We start from the raw sequence: 21,030 nt of genomic DNA, 5'->3' as shown, positions 1-21,030 counted from the left end.
GAATACCCATAAACTTTGACGAGCTTATATTATTAATCTATCTCCTGGTTATGCTTTTTTGCATGCCAGGAGATCGTTATAACACAATCTCGTCACCCTCAATTTTCCCTTTCAAGTAGAGCTTATTAGCATTGGATTTCTTATTATGTTCGCCGCGCTTATCGGTGTGGTGAAGATAAATGCACTAATTGACCTCTATCTTTAGTTTTAATATTTATGCTTATCTCCAACCTTTGTTATGCAATTGTGCTACGCCATCCTAAATTACTCACTAGACTTGGTTTGCAGTCGTTTGGGGAAGGTGCTGGATTGCCGGTAACAACCAACTATGGCAATGTTTGTCTTAATGTCGCGATAATCCCATCTTATATAACTGCTAAGCTTTTCAGTGTCTAAAATTTATCACAATATTTGCCCAGCCTTTCCTGCGCTGTAAAGTTTCTAAAAATCCAGTTTCAATAACGGACTCTGCAGGATTTTCAATACTGGGCTGCTACGCTCTGCAACTTTGAACAGCTGAACATGATTGCCATCATTTTCCATTTTCATCATAGATTCTGGCGTTGGCCTATCAGGCCAAGCCATATAAATCGCTGTGCTCTCTCCATTGAAAGATAATAGCAATAAATCATCTTTTTTCTCTTTGCACATGTGACGATTTTGTCGGTGTCAATTATCGAAATCCTGCCATTGTAAACGTTGACTATGACTTTTTAGTTTGCAGTTTTTAGAGCGAAATTATCTTAAAACCATTTCAAAAAATATATGTTAGTCATATTAAAGTCATAATTAAGTCATATGTAAACTATTTTTAAATAAGCCACATCTGACCGCTCGATCTCCTTAATTTTTAATATTTTTTCAATCTAGCTTTTTTTATAGTGATAGTGACGATATTTCGGTAAAAATCTGTTTATTTTCATCAGTAAATTATAAAAAACAAGAGGTTGTTCAAATTTTTTGTCTCTAGATGCCTATTATTTGATTAATAATTGATTATTCCATCAATATTGATTATTTGATCTATTATATTAAATTCACGTAAAAAATATAATAAATTGATTTAAAAAGAAAAAATAACAGACCTCTATTACCATTCAAAGGATTTGAAATGAATAAATTGACTTTAATTGTTGAGTTACCAGACGGCACACAACAGACGCTTGTTTTATCTAAATTACAAATTCTTGCTGCATTAAATGGCGTTGTTTATACCTTGGTCGAACAGGATACTCAGCGGGTGCCTGAAGAGTTGGTATTAAAGCGTAAAGGTGATGATTTATACATTGAAGTTGATGGGGTGCCTATTGCGCAGATTGACGGTTTTTATAGCGCCGAGATGAATGCAATTTTCTCTGCGGATGGCACATTAACACCTGGCTATGGTATGGCAGTGACCAGCTCAGATGTGTTAGAGGGCAGTTTGGTGAATGATAATGGTGAAGCAACCGTTGTCTGGGCAGCACAAGAAAGTGGTTTGTCACCTTTAGTCTGGACTGGTGGCATTCTTGCTGGTGGTATTGTTGCGGCAGTCGCGCTGTCTGGTGGTGGAGGTGGTACGGAAACGATTGCACCCAAAGATTCCAGCGCAGATGCGGTAGTAGTAAATGCGATCGCCAACGACAATGTAGTGAATAGTGGCGAAGCAACGGAAGGTTTTAATATTACGGGGTCAGGTGAAACGGGCGCAACGGTTAACTTAACCTTTGAAAGTGCGATCATTTTGGCGGCCGGTAATACCGCGATTGTGGACGGGGATGGTAACTGGACGGTTGCGGTGACCAGTACTGATATCGCTGCAATGGGCGAAGGCGCAGAGTTGATCTCTGTCACTCAAACCGATATCGCAGGTAACATGAGTGCCCCAAGTGTTAAAACGATTGACATTGACACGACCGCACCGACCGCCCGTTCGATGGCGGCGAGCCCTATGGTTGCCCGCGATGATCAGGGTTCAGTGCAAGGCGATTTAACTTCGGGCGATAGCACCGACGACACCACGCTAATACTCAGTGGCAGCAATGAGGCAGGCTCGAGGGTTAATGTTTATAACGGCAGCACCTTACTGGGTGCGGCAACTATTAGCGGAACGACCTGGCGCTACAGCGCGACTATTGTCGATGGCACTAGCTACCAGTTCAATGCTCAGGAAACCGATGCTGCGGGCAACGAAAGTGCTGTCACCAGTAACTTTGCAGTAACCGGTGATACGACAGCACCGACCGCCAGTTCAATGGCGGCCAGCCCAATGGTGGTCAGCGATGATCAGGGTTCAGTGCAAGGCGATTTCACCGATGGCGATAGCACCGACGACACCGCGCTAATACTCAGTGGCAGCAATGAGGCAGGCTCAAGGGTTAATGTTTATAACGGCAGCACCTTACTGGGTGCGGCAACTATTAGCGGAACGACCTGGAGTTACAGCGCTACTGTTACCGATGGCACTAGCTACCAGTTCAATACTAAAGAGACCGATGCTGCGGGCAACGAAAGCGTTGCCACCAGTAATTTTGCAGTAACCGGTGATACGACAGCACCAACCGCCAGTTCGATGGTGGCCAGCGATGATCAGGGTTCAGTGCAAGGCGATTTAAGTGATGGTGACAGCACCGACGATACTATGCTGGTGCTTAGTGGCAGCAATGAGGCGGGCTCAAGGGTTAATGTTTATAGTGGCAGCACCCTATTGGGTGCGGCAACTATTAGTGGAACGACCTGGAGCTACAGCGCTACTGTTACCGATGGCACTAGCTACCAGTTCAATGCTCAGGAAACCGATGCTGCGGGCAACGAAAGTGTTGTCACCAGTAACTTTGCAGTAACCGGTGATACGACAGCACCAACAGCTAGTTCAATGGCGGAGAGCCCGATGGTGGTAAGCGATAATCAGGGTTCAGTGACAGGTGATTTAACCTCGGGCGATAGCACCGACGATACTGCGCTAGTGCTTAGTGGCAGCAATGAGGCTGGCTCAAGCATTAATGTTTATAATGGCGGTGTCTTACTGGGTGCGGCAACTATTAGCGGAACGACCTGGCGCTACAGCGCTACTGTTACCGATGGTACTGCCTACCAGTTCAATACTCAGGAAACCGATGCCGCGGGCAACGAAAGTCCTGCCACCAGTAACTTTTCAGTGACCGGGGATATGACCGCACCGACCGCCAGTTCAATGGCGGCGAGCCCGATGGTGGTCAGCGATGATCAGGGTTCAGTGCAAGGCGATTTAACCTCGGGTGATAGCACCGACGACACCGCGCTAATACTCAGTGGCAGCAATGAGGCAGGCTCAAGTGTTAATGTTTATAACGGCAGCACCTTACTGGGTGCGGCAACTATTAGCGGAACGACCTGGAGTTACAGCGCTACTGTTACCGATGGCACTAGCTACCAGTTCAATACTAAAGAGACCGATGCTGCGGGTAACGAAAGCGTTGCCACCAGTAATTTTGCAGTAACCGGTGATACGACGGCACCGACCGCCAGTTCGATGGTGGCCAGCGATGATCAGGGTTCAGTGCAAGGCGATTTAAGCGATGGTGATAGCACCGACGATACCACGCTAATACTCAGTGGCAGCAATGAGGCAGGTTCAAGGGTTAATGTTTATAACGGCAGCACCTTACTGGGGGCGGCAACTGTTACTGGAACAGGCTGGATCTACAACGCACATGTTGCTGATGGCACTACCTACCAATTCAATACTCAGGAAACCGATGTCGCGGGCAACGAAAGCCCTGCCACCAGTGACTTTGCAGTAACCGGTGATACGACAGCACCGACCGCCAGTTCAATGGCGGCCAGCCCAATGGTGGTCAGCGATGATCAGGGTTCAGTGCAAGGCGATTTAACCTCGGGTGATAGCACCGACGATACCACGCTAATACTCAGTGGCAGCAATGAGGCTGGCTCAAAGGTTAATGTTTATAGTGGCAGCACCCTATTGGGGGCCGCAACTATTAGCGGAACAACTTGGCGCTACAGCGCGACTATTGTCGATGGCACTAGCTACCAGTTCAATGCTCAGGAAACCGATGCTGCGGGCAACGAAAGTGTTGTCACCAGTAACTTTGCAGTAACCGGTGATACGACAGCACCAACAGCTAGTTCAATGGCGGAGAGCCCGATGGTGGTAAGCGATAATCAGGGTTCAGTGACAGGTGATTTAACCTCGGGCGATAGCACCGACGATACTGCGCTAGTGCTTAGTGGCAGCAATGAGGCTGGCTCAAGCATTAATGTTTATAATGGCGGTGTCTTACTGGGTGCGGCAACTATTAGCGGAACGACCTGGCGCTACAGCGCTACTGTTACCGATGGTACTGCCTACCAGTTCAATACTCAGGAAACCGATGCCGCGGGCAACGAAAGTCCTGCCACCAGTAACTTTTCAGTGACCGGGGATATGACCGCACCGACCGCCAGTTCAATGGCGGCGAGCCCGATGGTGGTCAGCGATGATCAGGGTTCAGTGCAAGGCGATTTAACCTCGGGTGATAGCACCGACGACACCGCGCTAATACTCAGTGGCAGCAATGAGGCAGGCTCAAGTGTTAATGTTTATAACGGCAGCACCTTACTGGGTGCGGCAACTATTAGCGGAACGACCTGGAGTTACAGCGCTACTGTTACCGATGGCACTAGCTACCAGTTCAATACTAAAGAGACCGATGCTGCGGGTAACGAAAGCGTTGCCACCAGTAATTTTGCAGTAACCGGTGATACGACGGCACCGACCGCCAGTTCGATGGTGGCCAGCGATGATCAGGGTTCAGTGCAAGGCGATTTAAGCGATGGTGATAGCACCGACGATACCACGCTAATACTCAGTGGCAGCAATGAGGCAGGTTCAAGGGTTAATGTTTATAACGGCAGCACCTTACTGGGGGCGGCAACTGTTACTGGAACAGGCTGGATCTACAACGCACATGTTGCTGATGGCACTACCTACCAATTCAATACTCAGGAAACCGATGTCGCGGGCAACGAAAGCCCTGCCACCAGTGACTTTGCAGTAACCGGTGATACGACAGCACCGACCGCCAGTTCAATGGCGGCCAGCCCAATGGTGGTCAGCGATGATCAGGGTTCAGTGCAAGGCGATTTAACCTCGGGTGATAGCACCGACGATACCACGCTAATACTCAGTGGCAGCAATGAGGCTGGCTCAAAGGTTAATGTTTATAGTGGCAGCACCCTATTGGGGGCCGCAACTATTAGCGGAACGACCTGGCGCTACAGCGCTACTGTTACCGATGGTACTGCCTACCAGTTCAATACTCAGGAAACCGATGCCGCGGGTAACGAAAGTCCAGCCACCAGTAACTTTTCAGTGACCGGGGATACGACCGCACCAACCGCTAGTTCAATGGCGGCGAGCCCGATGGTGGTCAGCGATAATCAGGGTTCAGTGACAGGTGATTTAGCCTCGGGCGATAGCACCGACGATACTGCGCTAGTGCTTAGTGGCAGCAATGAGGCTGGCTCAAAGGTTAATGTTTATAGTGGCAACACCCTATTGGGGGCCGCAACTATTAGCGGAACAACCTGGCGCTACAGCGCTACTGTTGCCGATGGCACTGCCTACCAGTTCAATACTCAGGAAACCGATGCCGCGGGCAACGAAAGTCCTGCCACCAGTAACTTTTCAGTGACTGGGGATACGACCGCACCAACAGCTAGTTCAATGGCGGCGAGCCCGATGGTGATCAGCGATAATCAGGGTTCAGTGACAGGTGATTTAACCTCGGGCGATAGCACCGACGATACTGCGCTAGTGCTTAGTGGCAGCAATGAGGCTGGCTCAAGCATTAATGTTTATAATGGCGGTGTCTTACTGGGTGCGGCAACTATTAGCGGAACGACCTGGCGCTACAGCGCTACTGTTACCGATGGTACTGCCTACCAGTTCAATACTCAGGAAACCGATGCCGCGGGCAACGAAAGTCCTGCCACCAGTAACTTTTCAGTGACCGGTGATACGACCGCACCGACTGTTGCGATTACGGATAACACCGTTGATACGGCCACCGGCGAAGTGATCTATACCTTCACCTTCCCGGAAGCCGTCAACGACTTTACCGTGGCTGATGTTACTGTCACCGGCGGCAGCAAAGTTGGCAGCTTTGACAGCGGTGTCGATGGAGACAGTGTCTACACTCTGGTAGTGACGCCTGACGCGAACAGCATTACCGACATGACCGTTAATGTAGCCGCTGATATTGCTAAGGATACCGCCGGCAATAACAATCTGGTTGCGACCGAATCCGTGCAAGCAGTGGATACGGTTATTCCGACGGTGGCCATCAGTGATAATACTACCGGCACCGCAATTGGCGAGGTAATTTACACCTTTAACTTTAGCGAAGCGATGAGTGGTTTTACAATTGATGATGTGATCCTAACGGGGGGCGCAAAAGGCACGTTTACTGAGGTTTCAGCCAGCCAATATACCTTAGTAGTGACGCCTGACGCGAACAGCATTACCGACATGACCGTTAATGTAGCCGCTGATATTGCTAAGGATCCCGCCGGCAATAATAATCTGGTTGCGACTGAATCCGTGCAAGCAGTGGATACGGTTATTCCGACGGTGGCCATCAGCGATAATACTACCGGCACCGCAATTGGCGAGGTAATTTACACCTTTAACTTTAGCGAAGCGATGAGTGGTTTTACAATTGATGATGTGATCCTAACGGGGGGCGCAAAAGGCACCTTTACTGAGGTTTCAGCCAGCGAATATACCCTAGTCGTGACGCCTGATGCGAACAGCATTACCGACATGACCGTTAATGTAGCCGCTGATATTGCTAAGGATACCGCCGGCAATAATAATCTGGTTGCGACTGAATCCGTGCAGGCAGTGGATACGGTTATTCCGACGGTGACCATCAGCGATAATACTACCGGCACCGCAATTGGCGAGGTAATTTACACCTTTAACTTTAGCGAAGCGATGAGTGGTTTTACTGCCAATGATGTGACCTTGACAGGGGGCACAAAAGGCACCTTTACTGAGGTTTCAGTCAGCCAATATACCCTAGTAGTAACGCCTGACGCGAACAGCATTACCGACATGACCGTTAATGTGGCCGCGGATATTGCTAAGGATCCCGCCGGCAATAATAATCTGGTTGCGACTGAATCCGTGCAGGCAGTGGATACGGTTATTCCGACGGTGACCATCAGCGATAATACTACTGGCACCGCAATCGGCGAGGTAATTTACACCTTTAACTTTAGCGAAGCGATGAGTGGTTTTACTGCCAATGATGTGACCTTGACAGGGGGCACAAAAGGCACCTTTACTGAGGTTTCAGCCAGCCAATATACCCTAGTAGTAACGCCTGACGCGAACAGCATTACCGACATGACCGTTAATGTGGCCGCTGATATTGCTAAGGATCCCGCCGGCAATAATAATCTGGTTGCGACTGAATCCGTGCAGGTACTGGATACAGTTATTCCGACGGTGACCATCAGCGATAATACTACGGGCACCGCAATTGGTGAGGTAATTTACACCTTTAACTTTAGCGAAGCGATGAGTGGCTTTACTGCCAATGATGTGACCCTAACGGGGGGCACAAAAGGCACCTTTACTGAGGTTTCAGCCAGCCAATATACCCTAGTAGTAACGCCTGACGCGAACAGCATTACCGACATGACCGTTAATGTGGCCGCTGATATTGCTAAGGATCCCGCCGGCAATAATAATCTGGTTGCGACTGAATCCGTGCAGGTACTGGATACAGTTATTCCGACGGTGACCATCAGCGATAATACTACGGGCACCGCAATTGGTGAGGTAATTTACACCTTTAACTTTAGCGAAGCGATGAGTGGCTTTACTGCCAATGATGTGACCCTAACGGGGGGCACAAAAGGCACCTTTACTGAGGTTTCAGCCAGCCAATATACCTTAGTAGTGACGCCTGACGCGAACAGCATTACCGACATGACCGTTAATGTGGCCGCTGATATTGCTAAGGATCCCGCCGGCAATAATAATCTGGTTGCGACTGAATCCGTGCAGGCAGTGGATACGGTTATTCCGACGGTGGCCATCAGCGATAATACTACCGGCACCGCAATTGGTGAGGTAATTTACACCTTTAACTTTAGCGAAGCGATGAGTGGTTTTACAATTGATGATGTGATCCTAACGGGGGGCACAAAAGGCACCTTTACTGAGGTTTCAGCCAGCCAATATACTCTAGTAGTAACGCCGAGCGCGAACAGCATTACCGACATGACCGTTAATGTAGCCGCTGATATTGCTAAGGATACCGCCGGCAATAATAATCTGGTTGCGACTGAATCTGTGCAGGCAGTGGATACGGTTATTCCGACGGTGACCATCAGCGATAATACTACCGGCACCGCAATTGGGGAGGTAATTTACACCTTTAACTTTAGCGAAGCGATGAGTGGTTTTACAATTGATGATGTGACCCTAACGGGGGGCACAAAAGGCACCTTTACTGAGGTTTCAGCCAGCCAATATACTCTAGTAGTGACGCCTGACGCGAACAGCATTACCGACATGACCGTTAATGTAGCCGCTGATATTGCTAAGGATCCCGCCGGCAATAATAATCTGGTTGCGACCGAATCCGTACAGGCAGTGGATACGGTTATTCCGACGGTGACCATCAGCGATAATACTACCGGCACCGCAATTGGCGAGGTAATTTACAGCTTTAACTTTAGTGAAGCGATGAGTGGTTTTACTGCCAATGATGTGATCCTAATGGGGGGCACAAAAGGCACCTTTACGGAGGTTTCAGCCAGCCAATATACCTTAGTCGTGACGCCTGACGCGAACAGTACGACCAATATGACCGTTAATGTGGCCGCGGATATTGCTAAGGATACCGCGGGCAATAACAATCTGGTTGCGACTGAATCCGTGCAAGCAGTGGATACAGTTATTCCGACGGTGACCATCAGCGATAATACTACCGGCACCGCAATTGGCGAGGTAATTTACACCTTTAACTTTAGCGAAGCGATGAGTGGTTTTACAATTGATGATGTGACCCTAACGGGGGGCGCAAAAGGTACCTTTACTGAGGTTTCAGCCAGCCAATATACCCTGGTAGTAACGCCTGACGCGAACAGCATTACCGACATGACCGTTAATGTAGCCGCTGATATTGCTAAGGATCCCGCCGGCAATAACAATCTGGTTGCGACCGAATCCGTGCAGGCAGTGGATACGGTTATTCCGACGGTGGCCATCAGCGATAATACTACCGGCACCGCAATTGGGGAGGTAATTTACACCTTTAACTTTAGTGAAGCGATGAGTGGTTTTACAATTGATGATGTGATCCTAACGGGGGGCACAAAAGGTACCTTTACTGAGGTTTCAGCCAGCCAATATACCCTAGTTGTGACGCCTGACGCGAACAGCATTACCGAGATGACCGTCAATGTGGCCGCTGATATTGCTAAGGATACCGCCGGCAATAATAGTCTGGTTGCGACTGAATCCGTGCAGGCAGTGGATACGGTTATTCCGACGGTGACCATCAGCGATAATACTACCGGCACCGCAATTGGGGAGGTAATTTACACCTTTAACTTTAGTGAAGCGATGAGTGGTTTTACAATTGATGATGTGATCCTAACGGGGGGCACAAAAGGCACCTTTACTGAGGTTTCAGCCAGCCAATATACCTTAGTCGTGACGCCTGACGCGAACAGCATTACCGACATGACTGTTAATGTAGCCGCTGATATTGCTAAGGATCCCGCCGGCAATAATAATCTGGTTGCGACTGAATCCGTGCAGGTACTGGATACAGTTATTCCGACGGTGACCATCAGCGATAATACTACCGGCACCGCAATTGGGGAGGTAATTTACACCTTTAACTTTAGCGAAGCGATGAGTGGTTTTACTGCCAATGATGTGACCTTGACCGGGGGCACAAAAGGCACCTTTACGGAGGTTTCAGCCAGCCAATATACCTTAGTCGTGACGCCTGACGCGAACAGTACGACCAATATGACCGTTAATGTGGCCGCTGATATTGCTAAGGATACCGCCGGCAATAACAATCTGGTTGCGACTGAATCCGTGCAGGCAGTGGATACGGTTATTCCGACGGTGACCATCAGCGATAATACTACCGGCACCGCAATTGGTGAGGTAACTTACACCTTTAACTTTAGCGAAGCGATGAGTGGTTTTACTGCCAATGATGTGACCTTGACCGGGGGCACAAAAGGCACCTTTACGGAGGTTTCAGCCAGCCAATATACCTTAGTCGTGACGCCTGACGCGAACAGTACGACCAATATGACCGTTAATGTGGCCGCTGATATTGCTAAGGATACCGCGGGCAATAACAATCTGGTTGCGACCGAATCCGTGCAGGCAGTGGATACGGTTATTCCGACGGTGACCATCACTGATAATACTACCGGCACCGCAATTGGGGAGGTAATTTACACCTTTAACTTTAGCGAAGCGATGAGTGGTTTTACTGCCAATGATGTGACCTTGACCGGGGGCACAAAAGGCACCTTTACGGAGGTTTCAGCCAGCCAATATACCTTAGTCGTGACGCCTGACGCGAACAGTACGACCAATATGACCGTTAATGTGGCCGCTGATATTGCTAAGGATACCGCGGGCAATAACAATCTGGTTGCGACCGAATCCGTGCAGGCAGTGGATACGGTTATTCCGACGGTGACCATCACTGATAATACTACCGGCACCGCAATTGGCGAGGTAATTTACAGCTTTAACTTTAGTGAAGCGATGAGTGGTTTTACTGCCAATGATGTGATCCTAATGGGGGGCACAAAAGGCACCTTTACTGAGGTTTCAGCCAGCCAATATACCCTAGTCGTGACGCCTGACGCGAACAGCATTACCGACATGACCGTTAATGTGGCCGCTGATATTGCTAAGGATCCCGCCGGTAATAATAATCTGGCTGCGACTGAATCTGTGCAGGCAGTGGATACAGTTATTCCGACGGTGACCATCAGCGATAATACTACCGGCACCGCAATTGGGGAGGTAATTTACAGCTTTAACTTTAGTGAAGCGATGAGTGGCTTTGCAATTGATGATGTGATCCTAACGGGGGGCACAAAAGGCACCTTTACTGAGATTTCAGCCAGCCAATATACCTTAGTCGTGACGCCTGACGCGAACAGCATTACCGACATGACCGTTAATGTAGCCACTGATATTGCTAAGGATCCCGCCGGTAATAATAATCTGGCTGCGACTGAATCTGTGCAGGCAGTGGATACAGTTATTCCGACGGTGACCATCAGCGATAATACTACCGGCACCGCAATTGGGGAGGTAATTTACAGCTTTAACTTTAGTGAAGCGATGAGTGGCTTTGCAATTGATGATGTGATCCTAACGGGGGGCACAAAAGGCACCTTTACTGAGATTTCAGCCAGCCAATATACCTTAGTCGTGACGCCTGACGCGAACAGCATTACCGACATGACTGTTAATGTAGCCGCTGATATTGCTAAGGATACCGCGGGTAATAATAATCTGGTTGCGACCGAATCCGTGCAGGCAGTGGATACGGTTATTCCGACGGTGGCCATCAGCGATAATACTACCGGCACCGCAATTGGGGAGGTAATTTACACCTTTAACTTTAGCGAAGCGATGAGTGGTTTTACTGCCAATGATGTGACCTTGACCGGGGGCACAAAAGGCACCTTTACGGAGGTTTCAGCCAGCCAATATACCTTAGTCGTGACGCCTGACGCGAACAGTACGACCAATATGACCGTTAATGTGGCCGCTGATATTGCTAAGGATACCGCCGGCAATAACAATCTGGTTGCGACTGAATCCGTGCAGGCAGTGGATACGGTTATTCCGACGGTGACCATCAGCGATAATACTACCGGCACCGCAATTGGTGAGGTAACTTACACCTTTAACTTTAGCGAAGCGATGAGTGGTTTTACTGCCAATGATGTGACCTTGACCGGGGGCACAAAAGGCACCTTTACGGAGGTTTCAGCCAGCCAATATACCTTAGTCGTGACGCCTGACGCGAACAGTACGACCAATATGACCGTTAATGTGGCCGCTGATATTGCTAAGGATACCGCGGGCAATAACAATCTGGTTGCGACCGAATCCGTGCAGGCAGTGGATACGGTTATTCCGACGGTGACCATCACTGATAATACTACCGGCACCGCAATTGGCGAGGTAATTTACAGCTTTAACTTTAGTGAAGCGATGAGTGGTTTTACTGCCAATGATGTGATCCTAACGGGGGGCACAAAAGGCACCTTTACTGAGATTTCAGCCAGCCAATATACCTTAGTCGTGACGCCTGACGCGAACAGTACGACCAATATGACCGTCAATGTGGCCGCTGATATTGCTAAGGATACCGCGGGTAATAATAATCTGGTTGCGACCGAATCCGTGCAGGCAGTGGATACGGTTATTCCGACGGTGGCCATCAGCGATAATACTACCGGCACCGCAATTGGCGAGGTAATTTACACCTTTAACTTTAGCGAAGCGATGAGTGGTTTTACTGCCAATGATGTGATCCTAACGGGGGGCACAAAAGGCACCTTTACTGAGATTTCAGCCAGCCAATATACCTTAGTCGTGACGCCTGACGCGAACAGTACGACCAATATGACCGTCAATGTGGCCGCTGATATTGCTAAGGATACCGCGGGTAATAATAATCTGGTTGCGACCGAATCCGTGCAGGCAGTGGATACGGTTATTCCGACGGTGGCCATCAGCGATAATACTACCGGCACCGCAATTGGCGAGGTAATTTACACCTTTAACTTTAGCGAAGCGATGAGTGGTTTTACTGCCAATGATGTGATCCTAATGGGGGGCACAAAAGGCACCTTTACTGAGGTTTCAGCCAGCCAATATACCCTGGTAGTAACGCCGAGCGCGAACAGCATTACCGACATGACCGTTAATGTGGCCGCTGATATTGCTAAGGATACCGCCGGCAATAACAATCTGGTTGCGACCGAATCCGTGCAGGCAGTGGATACAGTTATTCCGACGGTGGCCATCAGCGATAATACTACCGGCACCGCAATTGGCGAGGTAATTTACACCTTTAACTTTAGCGAAGCGATGAGTGGTTTTACAATTGATGATGTGACCCTAACGGGGGGCGCAAAAGGTACCTTTACTGAGGTTTCAGCCAGCCAATATACCCTGGTAGTAACGCCGAGCGCGAACAGCATTACCGACATGACCGTTAATGTGGCCGCTGATATTGCTAAGGATACCGCCGGCAATAACAATCTGGTTGCGACCGAATCCGTGCAGGCAGTGGATACGGTTATTCCGACGGTGGCCATCAGCGATAATACTACCGGCACCGCAATTGGCGAGGTAATTTACACCTTTAACTTTAGCGAAGCGATGAGTGGTTTTACTGCCAATGATGTGACCTTGATAGGGGGCACAAAAGGCACCTTTACTGAGGTTTCAGCCAGCCAATATACCTTAGTCGTGACGCCTGACGCGAACAGCATTACCGACATGACCGTTAATGTGGCTGCTGATATTGCTAAGGATACCGCCGGCAATAATAATCTGGCTGCGACTGAATCCGTGCAAGCTGTGGATACCGAAGTCCCAACCACCACCATTACCGGTGCGGTTTATAATGAAGCGAACAATACACTGGTATTGACTGGTACGAATATCACTACGTTATTAAGCGGTGCTGAAGATGTTAATACCGACCTCAAGGCCAATTTAAATTGGAGTAAACTGCACTGGGATATGGATAACGATAATAATGATACGAATAATGTCCCTTTTACCGTAGATGATATCAAAAGTGCCGTGGCAACAAATAATTCGACCTTTACTATTACGCTAAATGATAGCAAAGCAGCAGCATTAGAAGGTGATGTAAATTTATTAGCGAACGGTGGGAGTGATAACCTCGATATAGCGACAGGTTTTGTTGGAGATACCGCTGGTAATATTGCTACCACAGATGATTATAATGGTGAAATAAACGATGCCTCTGTGGTTGTGTTTGATCTAGTGAATGGTGTGTCATCGAGTCATAGCGGGCGGATTTTCGACGCGAATATTGATTATACCGTGTATATATTGGTCGATTCTGCTAACTTGGAATTTAAGACTGTCAGCGATGAAAGTTGGGGGAGATGGACCGCAGCCAATAATTTGGATGCGAGCGATCAAGTGATTATCGTTGGCAATGCCGGGTTGATCGACTTAAACGGAGCTGATGCAGGTAATCTGGCCGATAGTATGGTGGCGGGGTCAGCGAATAAGTTGGAGATTAGAAATACGAAAATTACGACTGGATATAAGCAGGGAGTCAGTATCATGAGAACAGGATTCTTTAAGGAGACTACTAGTTTCAGCAGTGTGCAACATATGGTGCAGGGTAAGCTGTGGAAGGGAACAGTGGCAGATATGAGAGGTACTACCGTGGGTTCCACCCCGGTGGATCACTATCTGCAATCCATGCCAATCCACGTGTTAACGTCGCAGGGGCTGGCTCCTTAAGGTTTGCTTGTATTGTTAAGTCCGCAGGTGGAATAACTGTGGAGTAACTGCACACCCATAAATGGTGACGAGCTTCTATTATCAATCTATCTTCAGGCATGCTTTTTTGCATGCCAGAAGATAGTTATAACAACATCTTGTCACCCTCAATTTTCCCTTTCAAATACCCTTTATTGCCTTTATATTTCTTATTACGTTCTCTGCGCTTATTGCTGCGGTGAACATAACTACACAGAAAAATCCTTTGAGGATCGGCGGCAGTGGATGATTGAGTCTACGCACTAGCTGACCTCTATGTTTAGCCTTAATATTTGCGCTTATGCGATTATGTCAAACCACAATCACCTCACATGCAGATTAATAAATTAGTATGCGCAACTTAAAGGAATTGATCACCCGTAAAGGAAATAAATAAGATGTTTTGTTGCGGCGCTTTTATTCGCTGTCATCAATGGCGCTCAGCCTTTTTATCTAGAAAAAAGGTTTCATTTTCCTCCCTCATTTTTTTATGAATAGCTTGCTCTAAGGTGAAAAATCGGTGGCCATACAAAGCAGGGTTCTTACTTGCAGCTCATTATTTGGCCACTTTTCTAATCGTTAAATCCTTTCTTTGTTAGACCCGTGCCATAAAACCTAAGTTCGCATTATTATTTTCCAACTCAACACTTTATTTTCCAACTCAACACTTTATTTTCCAACTCAACACTTTATTTTCCAACTCAATACCTTGTTTTAAAATGAAATTGACAAGAAAAATGAATAGGTTTATTTAAGTCGAAGACACGAGTCACTTATCCCGTTTACGTGGCTTCGTTAGAGAGAACGCAGTAATTGGTCAATTCTTTATTTATTTCTTATTTATTTCTTATTTATTTCTTATTAATTTCTTATTAATTATTAGTTTTTTTTTGGTCAATTTATTACTATTTATTTATTAATTTTGGAATAGTTGTTATCTCAGGTATAGATAAAAAATAATAATAGATTATTATAATTTATTATTATTATCTTCCGTTACTTCTTAAGGTACTGAAATGACTGCATTAATTTTACGTATTGCGTTACCAGATGGTAAGCAACAAACGCTTGCTTTACTTGAATTACAAACCCTGACTGCATCAATGGGTGCTGTTTATACCTTGGTTGAACAGGATACTCAGCAAGCACCAGAAGCGTTGGTCTTAAAACGTAAAGGTGATGATTTAGAGATTGAAGTTGAAGGTGATCTCGTTGCGCATATTGACGGTTTTTATAGTGCAGAGATGAACGCAACTTTCTCGGCCGATGGCACTGTCACCCCTAGTGAGGGCATGGCGGTGAGCAGTTCAGATCTGCTGGAGAGCGTTTCAGTAAGTGATAGTGGCGAAGCCGCCGTTGTCTGGACAGCACAAGAGAGTGCTGATTTTTTAGGTTTGCCGCCTTCAGCATGGGCCGGTGGCCTGCTTGCCGGTGCTGCTGGAGCAATTGCACTGGTTAATAATACGGACAGTTACGAGGTTACCTTAAATCCCGCCGCCGGGCCCTTTATAGCAGTTGCTACTGTAGAATTATATGATAAAAATGGCAACCTGCTGGGAAGCAAAACCCATGATTTTAGCACTGGGCCGGTGAGTTTTACTATTGACAATGGTTATCAGGGACCACTATTAGCTAAGTTGATTGATGCTAATGGCGATGGTGGCGACTATTTGGATGAAACGACCGGGCAGCTTGTCAGCTTGGGCAGTTCACTGCGCGCCATGACGGTGACGGACGGCACAGGTAATGTCAGCATGAGTATTACCCCTTTGAGTGAGCTGGCAGTACGTCAGGCGGGCGTCCTAGATGACAATAAAGTCACTGAAGAAAATGTAACAGAGAATGAGCAGGTTGCTAAATTATTTGGTGTTGAAGATGTTTTAGCGCTGGTAACAACGGTACTGGACGAAAATTATAACAGTATTGATGGCACGAGCAATGCAGAGCAATACGGTAATGTGTTGGCGTTGTTATCGGGCATCGACAGTACCACCGGTAGTATCGATGCCACTCTTGCGCAATTAACAGCATTTATGGTTAGGCAGGAAGATGGCACCTTGGCGTTAACTCAGACTGGTGTTGAGCTGTTGCAGGCTGGGGTGGTTAAATTTGAAGCCAGTGATAATGCTGATTTGGCCGATTTGGCCGATGCGCTTATTGTGGGGCCAGTGATTGCGGCAGCAAAAAACGGTATTAATAAAGCTGAGGCTGATCAGGGTGTCAGTGTGCAGGTTGCAAATGTTACTGCCGGGGATACGGTCAACATTCACTGGGGAGATCAAAATCAGAGTGTTGTGGTCAGCGCTGACAATCTGCTGGAGGGTGTTGCCACTATTTTGGTGCCAAAAGCCAAAGTTGATGTAGCGGGTGAAGGCAGTATTGGGATCACATCGCAAATAAATACCCAACAAGTAAGCCCGGCAACAATCATCAGCGTGGATTTCACCGGGCCTGTGATCAGCAGCGTAAACTTCAGTGATACAGCCCTTAAAGTGGGTGAAACCAGCTTAGTCACTATTACTTTTAATGAAGCGGTAAGCGGCTTTGATATTAATGATATCACCGTTGAAAACGCCATTTTGAGTGAGTTGAGTGTCACGGATAACCCGCGGATTTACACTGCGATCTTAACGCCTGATGCAGGTGTTGATGATGCCACTAACCTGATTTCGCTAGGTAGCGATTATACTAATATTGAGGGTAATACGGGTTATGTCAGTAACAGCAGTAATTATGCCATTGACACCACTGTACCGACAGTAACGATCACGGATAACATTAGCGAAACGGCTATTGACGATGTGACTTATACCTTTACCTTCAGTGAGAATGTGCGCCTCTTTGGTGTTGAGGATGTCACTGTAACCGGGGGCACAAAAGGGGCATTTACTGCCGTTTCAGGCAGCCAATATACTTTGGTCGTTACCCCAAGTGCAGAGAGTGTTGTGGATATCACCGTTAATGTGGCAGCTGATATTGCGCAGGATGCCGCGGGCAATAATAACCTTGTTGCATCTGAATCCGTGCAAGCCGTGGATACTGTTATTCCGACGGTAATTATTAGTGATGATACAGCCGCAACGGCCACGGGCGATGTCACCTATACCTTTACCTTTAGTGAGAATGTGACCGGCTTTGGTGTTGAGGATGTCACTGTAACCGGGGGCACAAAAGGGGCATTTACTGCCATTTCAGGCAGCCAATATACTTTGATCGTTACCCCAAGTGCAGAGAGTGTTGTGGATATCACCGTTAATGTAGCAGCTGATATTGCGCAGGATGCCGCGGGCAATAATAACCTTGTTGCATCTGAATCCGTGCAAGCCGTGGATACTGTTATTCCGACGGTAATTATTAGTGATGATACGACCGCAACGGCGACGGGTGAAGTGATTTATACCTTTACTTTTAACGAAGATATAGATTTTAGTGCTGCTGATGTTACCTTGACGGGTGGCACAAAAGGCGCGTTTATTGCCGTTTCAGGCAGCCAATATACTTTGGTCGTTACCCCAAGTGCAGAGAGTGTTGCGGATATCACCGTTAATGTGGCAGCTGATATTGCGCAGGATGCCGCGGGCAATAATAACCTTGTTGCATCTGAATCCGTGCAAGCCGTGGATACTGTTATTCCGACGGTAATTATTAGTGATGATACAGCCGCAACGGCCACGGGCGATGTCACCTATACCTTTACCTTTAGTGAGAATGTGACCGGCTTTGGTGTTGAGGATGTCACTGTAACTGGGGGCACAAAAGGGGCATTTACTGCCCTTTCAGGCAGCCAATATACTTTGATCGTTACCCCAAGTGCAGAGAGTGTTGCGGATATCACCGTTAATGTAGCAGCTGATATTGCGCAGGATGCCGCGGGCAATAATAACCTTGTTGCATCTGAATCCGTGCAAGCCGTGGATACTGTTATTCCGACGGTAATTATTAGTGATGATACAGCCGCAACGGCCACGGGCGATGTCACCTATACCTTTACCTTTAGTGAGAATGTGACCGGCTTTGGTGTTGAGGATGTCACTGTAACCGGGGGCACAAAAGGGGCATTTACTGCCGTTTCAGGCAGCCAATATACTTTGATCGTTACCCCAAGTGCTGAGAGTGTTGCGGATATCACCGTTAATGTGGCAGCTGATATTGCGCAGGATGCCGCGGGCAATAATAACCTGGTGGCGACTGAATCCGTGCAAGCCGTGGATACTGTTATTCCGACGGTAATTATTAGTGATGATACAGCCGCAACGGCCACGGGCGATGTCACCTATACCTTTACTTTTAGTGAGAATGTGACCGGTTTTAGTGCTGATGATGTCACTTTGACGGGGGGCACAAAAGGGGCATTTACTGTCCTTTCAGGCAGCCAATATACTTTGGTCGTTACCCCAAGTGCAGAGAGTGTTGCGAATATCACCGTTAATGTGCCAGGTAATGTTGCGATCGATGCTGTGGGTAATAATAGCCTTGTTGCATCTGAATCCGTGCAAGCCGTGGATACTGTTATTCCGACGGTAATTATTAGTGATGATACAGCCGCAACGGCCACGGGCGATGTCACCTATACCTTTACCTTTAGTGAGAATGTGACCGGCTTTGGTGTTGAGGATGTCACTGTAACTGGGGGCAAAAAAGGGGCATTTACTGCCCTTTCAGGCAGCCAATATACTTTGATCGTTACCCCAAGTGCAGAGAGTGTTGCGGATATCACCGTTAATGTAGCAGCTGATATTGCGCAGGATGCCGCGGGCAATAATAACCTTGTTGCATCTGAATCCGTGCAAGCCGTGGATACCGTGGATACTGTTATTCCGACGGTAATTATTAGTGATGATACAGCCGCAACGGCCACGGGCGATGTCACCTATACCTTTACCTTTAGTGAGAATGTGACCGGCTTTGGTGTTGAGGATGTCACTGTAACTGGGGGCACAAAAGGGGCATTTACTACCCTTTCAGGCAGCCAATATACTTTGGTCGTTACCCCAAGTGCAGAGAGTGTTGCGGATATCACCGTTAATGTGGCAGCTGATATTGCGCAGGATGCCGCGGGCAATAATAACCTTGTTGCATCTGAATCCGTGCAAGCCGTGGATACTGTTATTCCGACGGTAATTATTAGTGATGATACAGCCGCAACGGCCACGGGCGATGTCACCTATACCTTTACTTTTAGTGAGAATGTGACCGGTTTTAGTGCTGATGATGTCACTTTGACGGGGGGCACAAAAGGGGCATTTACTGTCCTTTCAGGCAGCCAATATACTTTGGTCGTTACCCCAAGTGCAGAGAGTGTTGCGGATATCACCGTTAATGTGGCAGCTGATATTGCGCAGGATGCCGCGGGCAATAATAACCTTGTTGCATCTGAATCCGTGCAAGCCGTGGATACTGTTATTCCGACGGTAATTATTAGTGATGATACAGCCGCAACGGCCACGGGCGATGTCACCTATACCTTTACCTTTAGTGAGAATGTGACCGGCTTTAGTGCTGATGATGTCACTTTGACGGGGGGCACAAAAGGGGCATTTACTGCCCTTTCAGGCAGCCAATATACTTTGGTCGTTACCCCAAGTGCAGAGAGTGTTGCGGATATCACCGTTAATGTGGCAGCTAATGTTGCGCAGGATACCGCGGCCAATAATAGCCTGGTGGCGACTGAATCAGTACAGGCGGTAGATACGGTGACTAGCAGCGCAGTCGAAGTGTTTTTCAACCTCAATACTGGCGATACAACGGATAACGGGACTAATGCCTTTGCCGCCGGCACTGTCTATCATATTACCATTTATACTGCAGCGTCCGATTCAGTGGCAACCAATTCGACGCAATGGACCGGGGGGGCTAACCTTGATGGCGATGATACTTTTACCTTCTCAACAGACAGTATCTTTGATGGAGATTACCTGGATGGCAAGCTTGAATGGACCTCTCCGGGGCCTATAGTGCCGTTTGGGCCGACAGGAGTGCCGTTTGGGCCGATAGGAGTGCCGTTTGGGCCGATAGGAGTGCCGTTTGGGCCGCCAGGAGTCCCTGTCACCACACCTATTCCCAGAACATTGACTTTCTGGACAGGGGGAGCAAGTTCCGCTGGCTGGATGACTTAATTAATTGCCTTTAGGTATTTATTAAACCTGTTTAAGACCCCCACAGTTAAGACTGCCGGGGTCTTTTTAATTTAGCGGTTAAAAGAATCTTCTCTCTGGCTTGATCTGATTAATTTCACTGGCTGTTTTAAACTTCAAAACTACTTTAACTTAAAAAGAATTTTGAACTTAAAAATAACCATACAGTAAGCCGTTATAAATGAACTGAAAATATTAAGAAAATTGGCTGAACAGCTGGCTAGGGCCCATTTTATGCACTGTTTTATGTTTCGTTAATAATGCTTGTTACGCGTGGGGACACTCTGCTATACAATCGCTAGGGTGCCTTTTTATAAACCACAA

The 21,030-nt window shown here is 47.7% G+C and carries 2 protein-coding genes; both read left to right on the top strand.

What is annotated here, in order from left to right:
• The first annotated feature begins 1,111 nt into the window (after nt 1-1,111).
• Entirely contained in the window at nt 1,112-14,554 is a 13,443-nt protein-coding gene (locus PING_RS14685) for an Ig-like domain-containing protein (protein WP_011771108.1), read from the top strand.
• A gap of 1,034 nt (nt 14,555-15,588) precedes the next feature.
• On the top strand, nt 15,589-20,688 hold the full coding sequence (locus PING_RS14680; RefSeq protein ID WP_011771107.1) for a beta strand repeat-containing protein: 5,100 nt from the start codon (nt 15,589-15,591) through the stop codon (nt 20,686-20,688).
• Nucleotides 20,689-21,030: the final 342 nt, after the last annotated feature.

The organism is Psychromonas ingrahamii 37 (assembly GCF_000015285.1).
In the GTDB taxonomy this organism is placed as follows: Bacteria; Pseudomonadota; Gammaproteobacteria; order Enterobacterales; family Psychromonadaceae; genus Psychromonas; species Psychromonas ingrahamii.
Note: the sequence above shows the minus strand (reverse complement) of the source record. Positions and strands in the feature narration are given on the sequence as shown.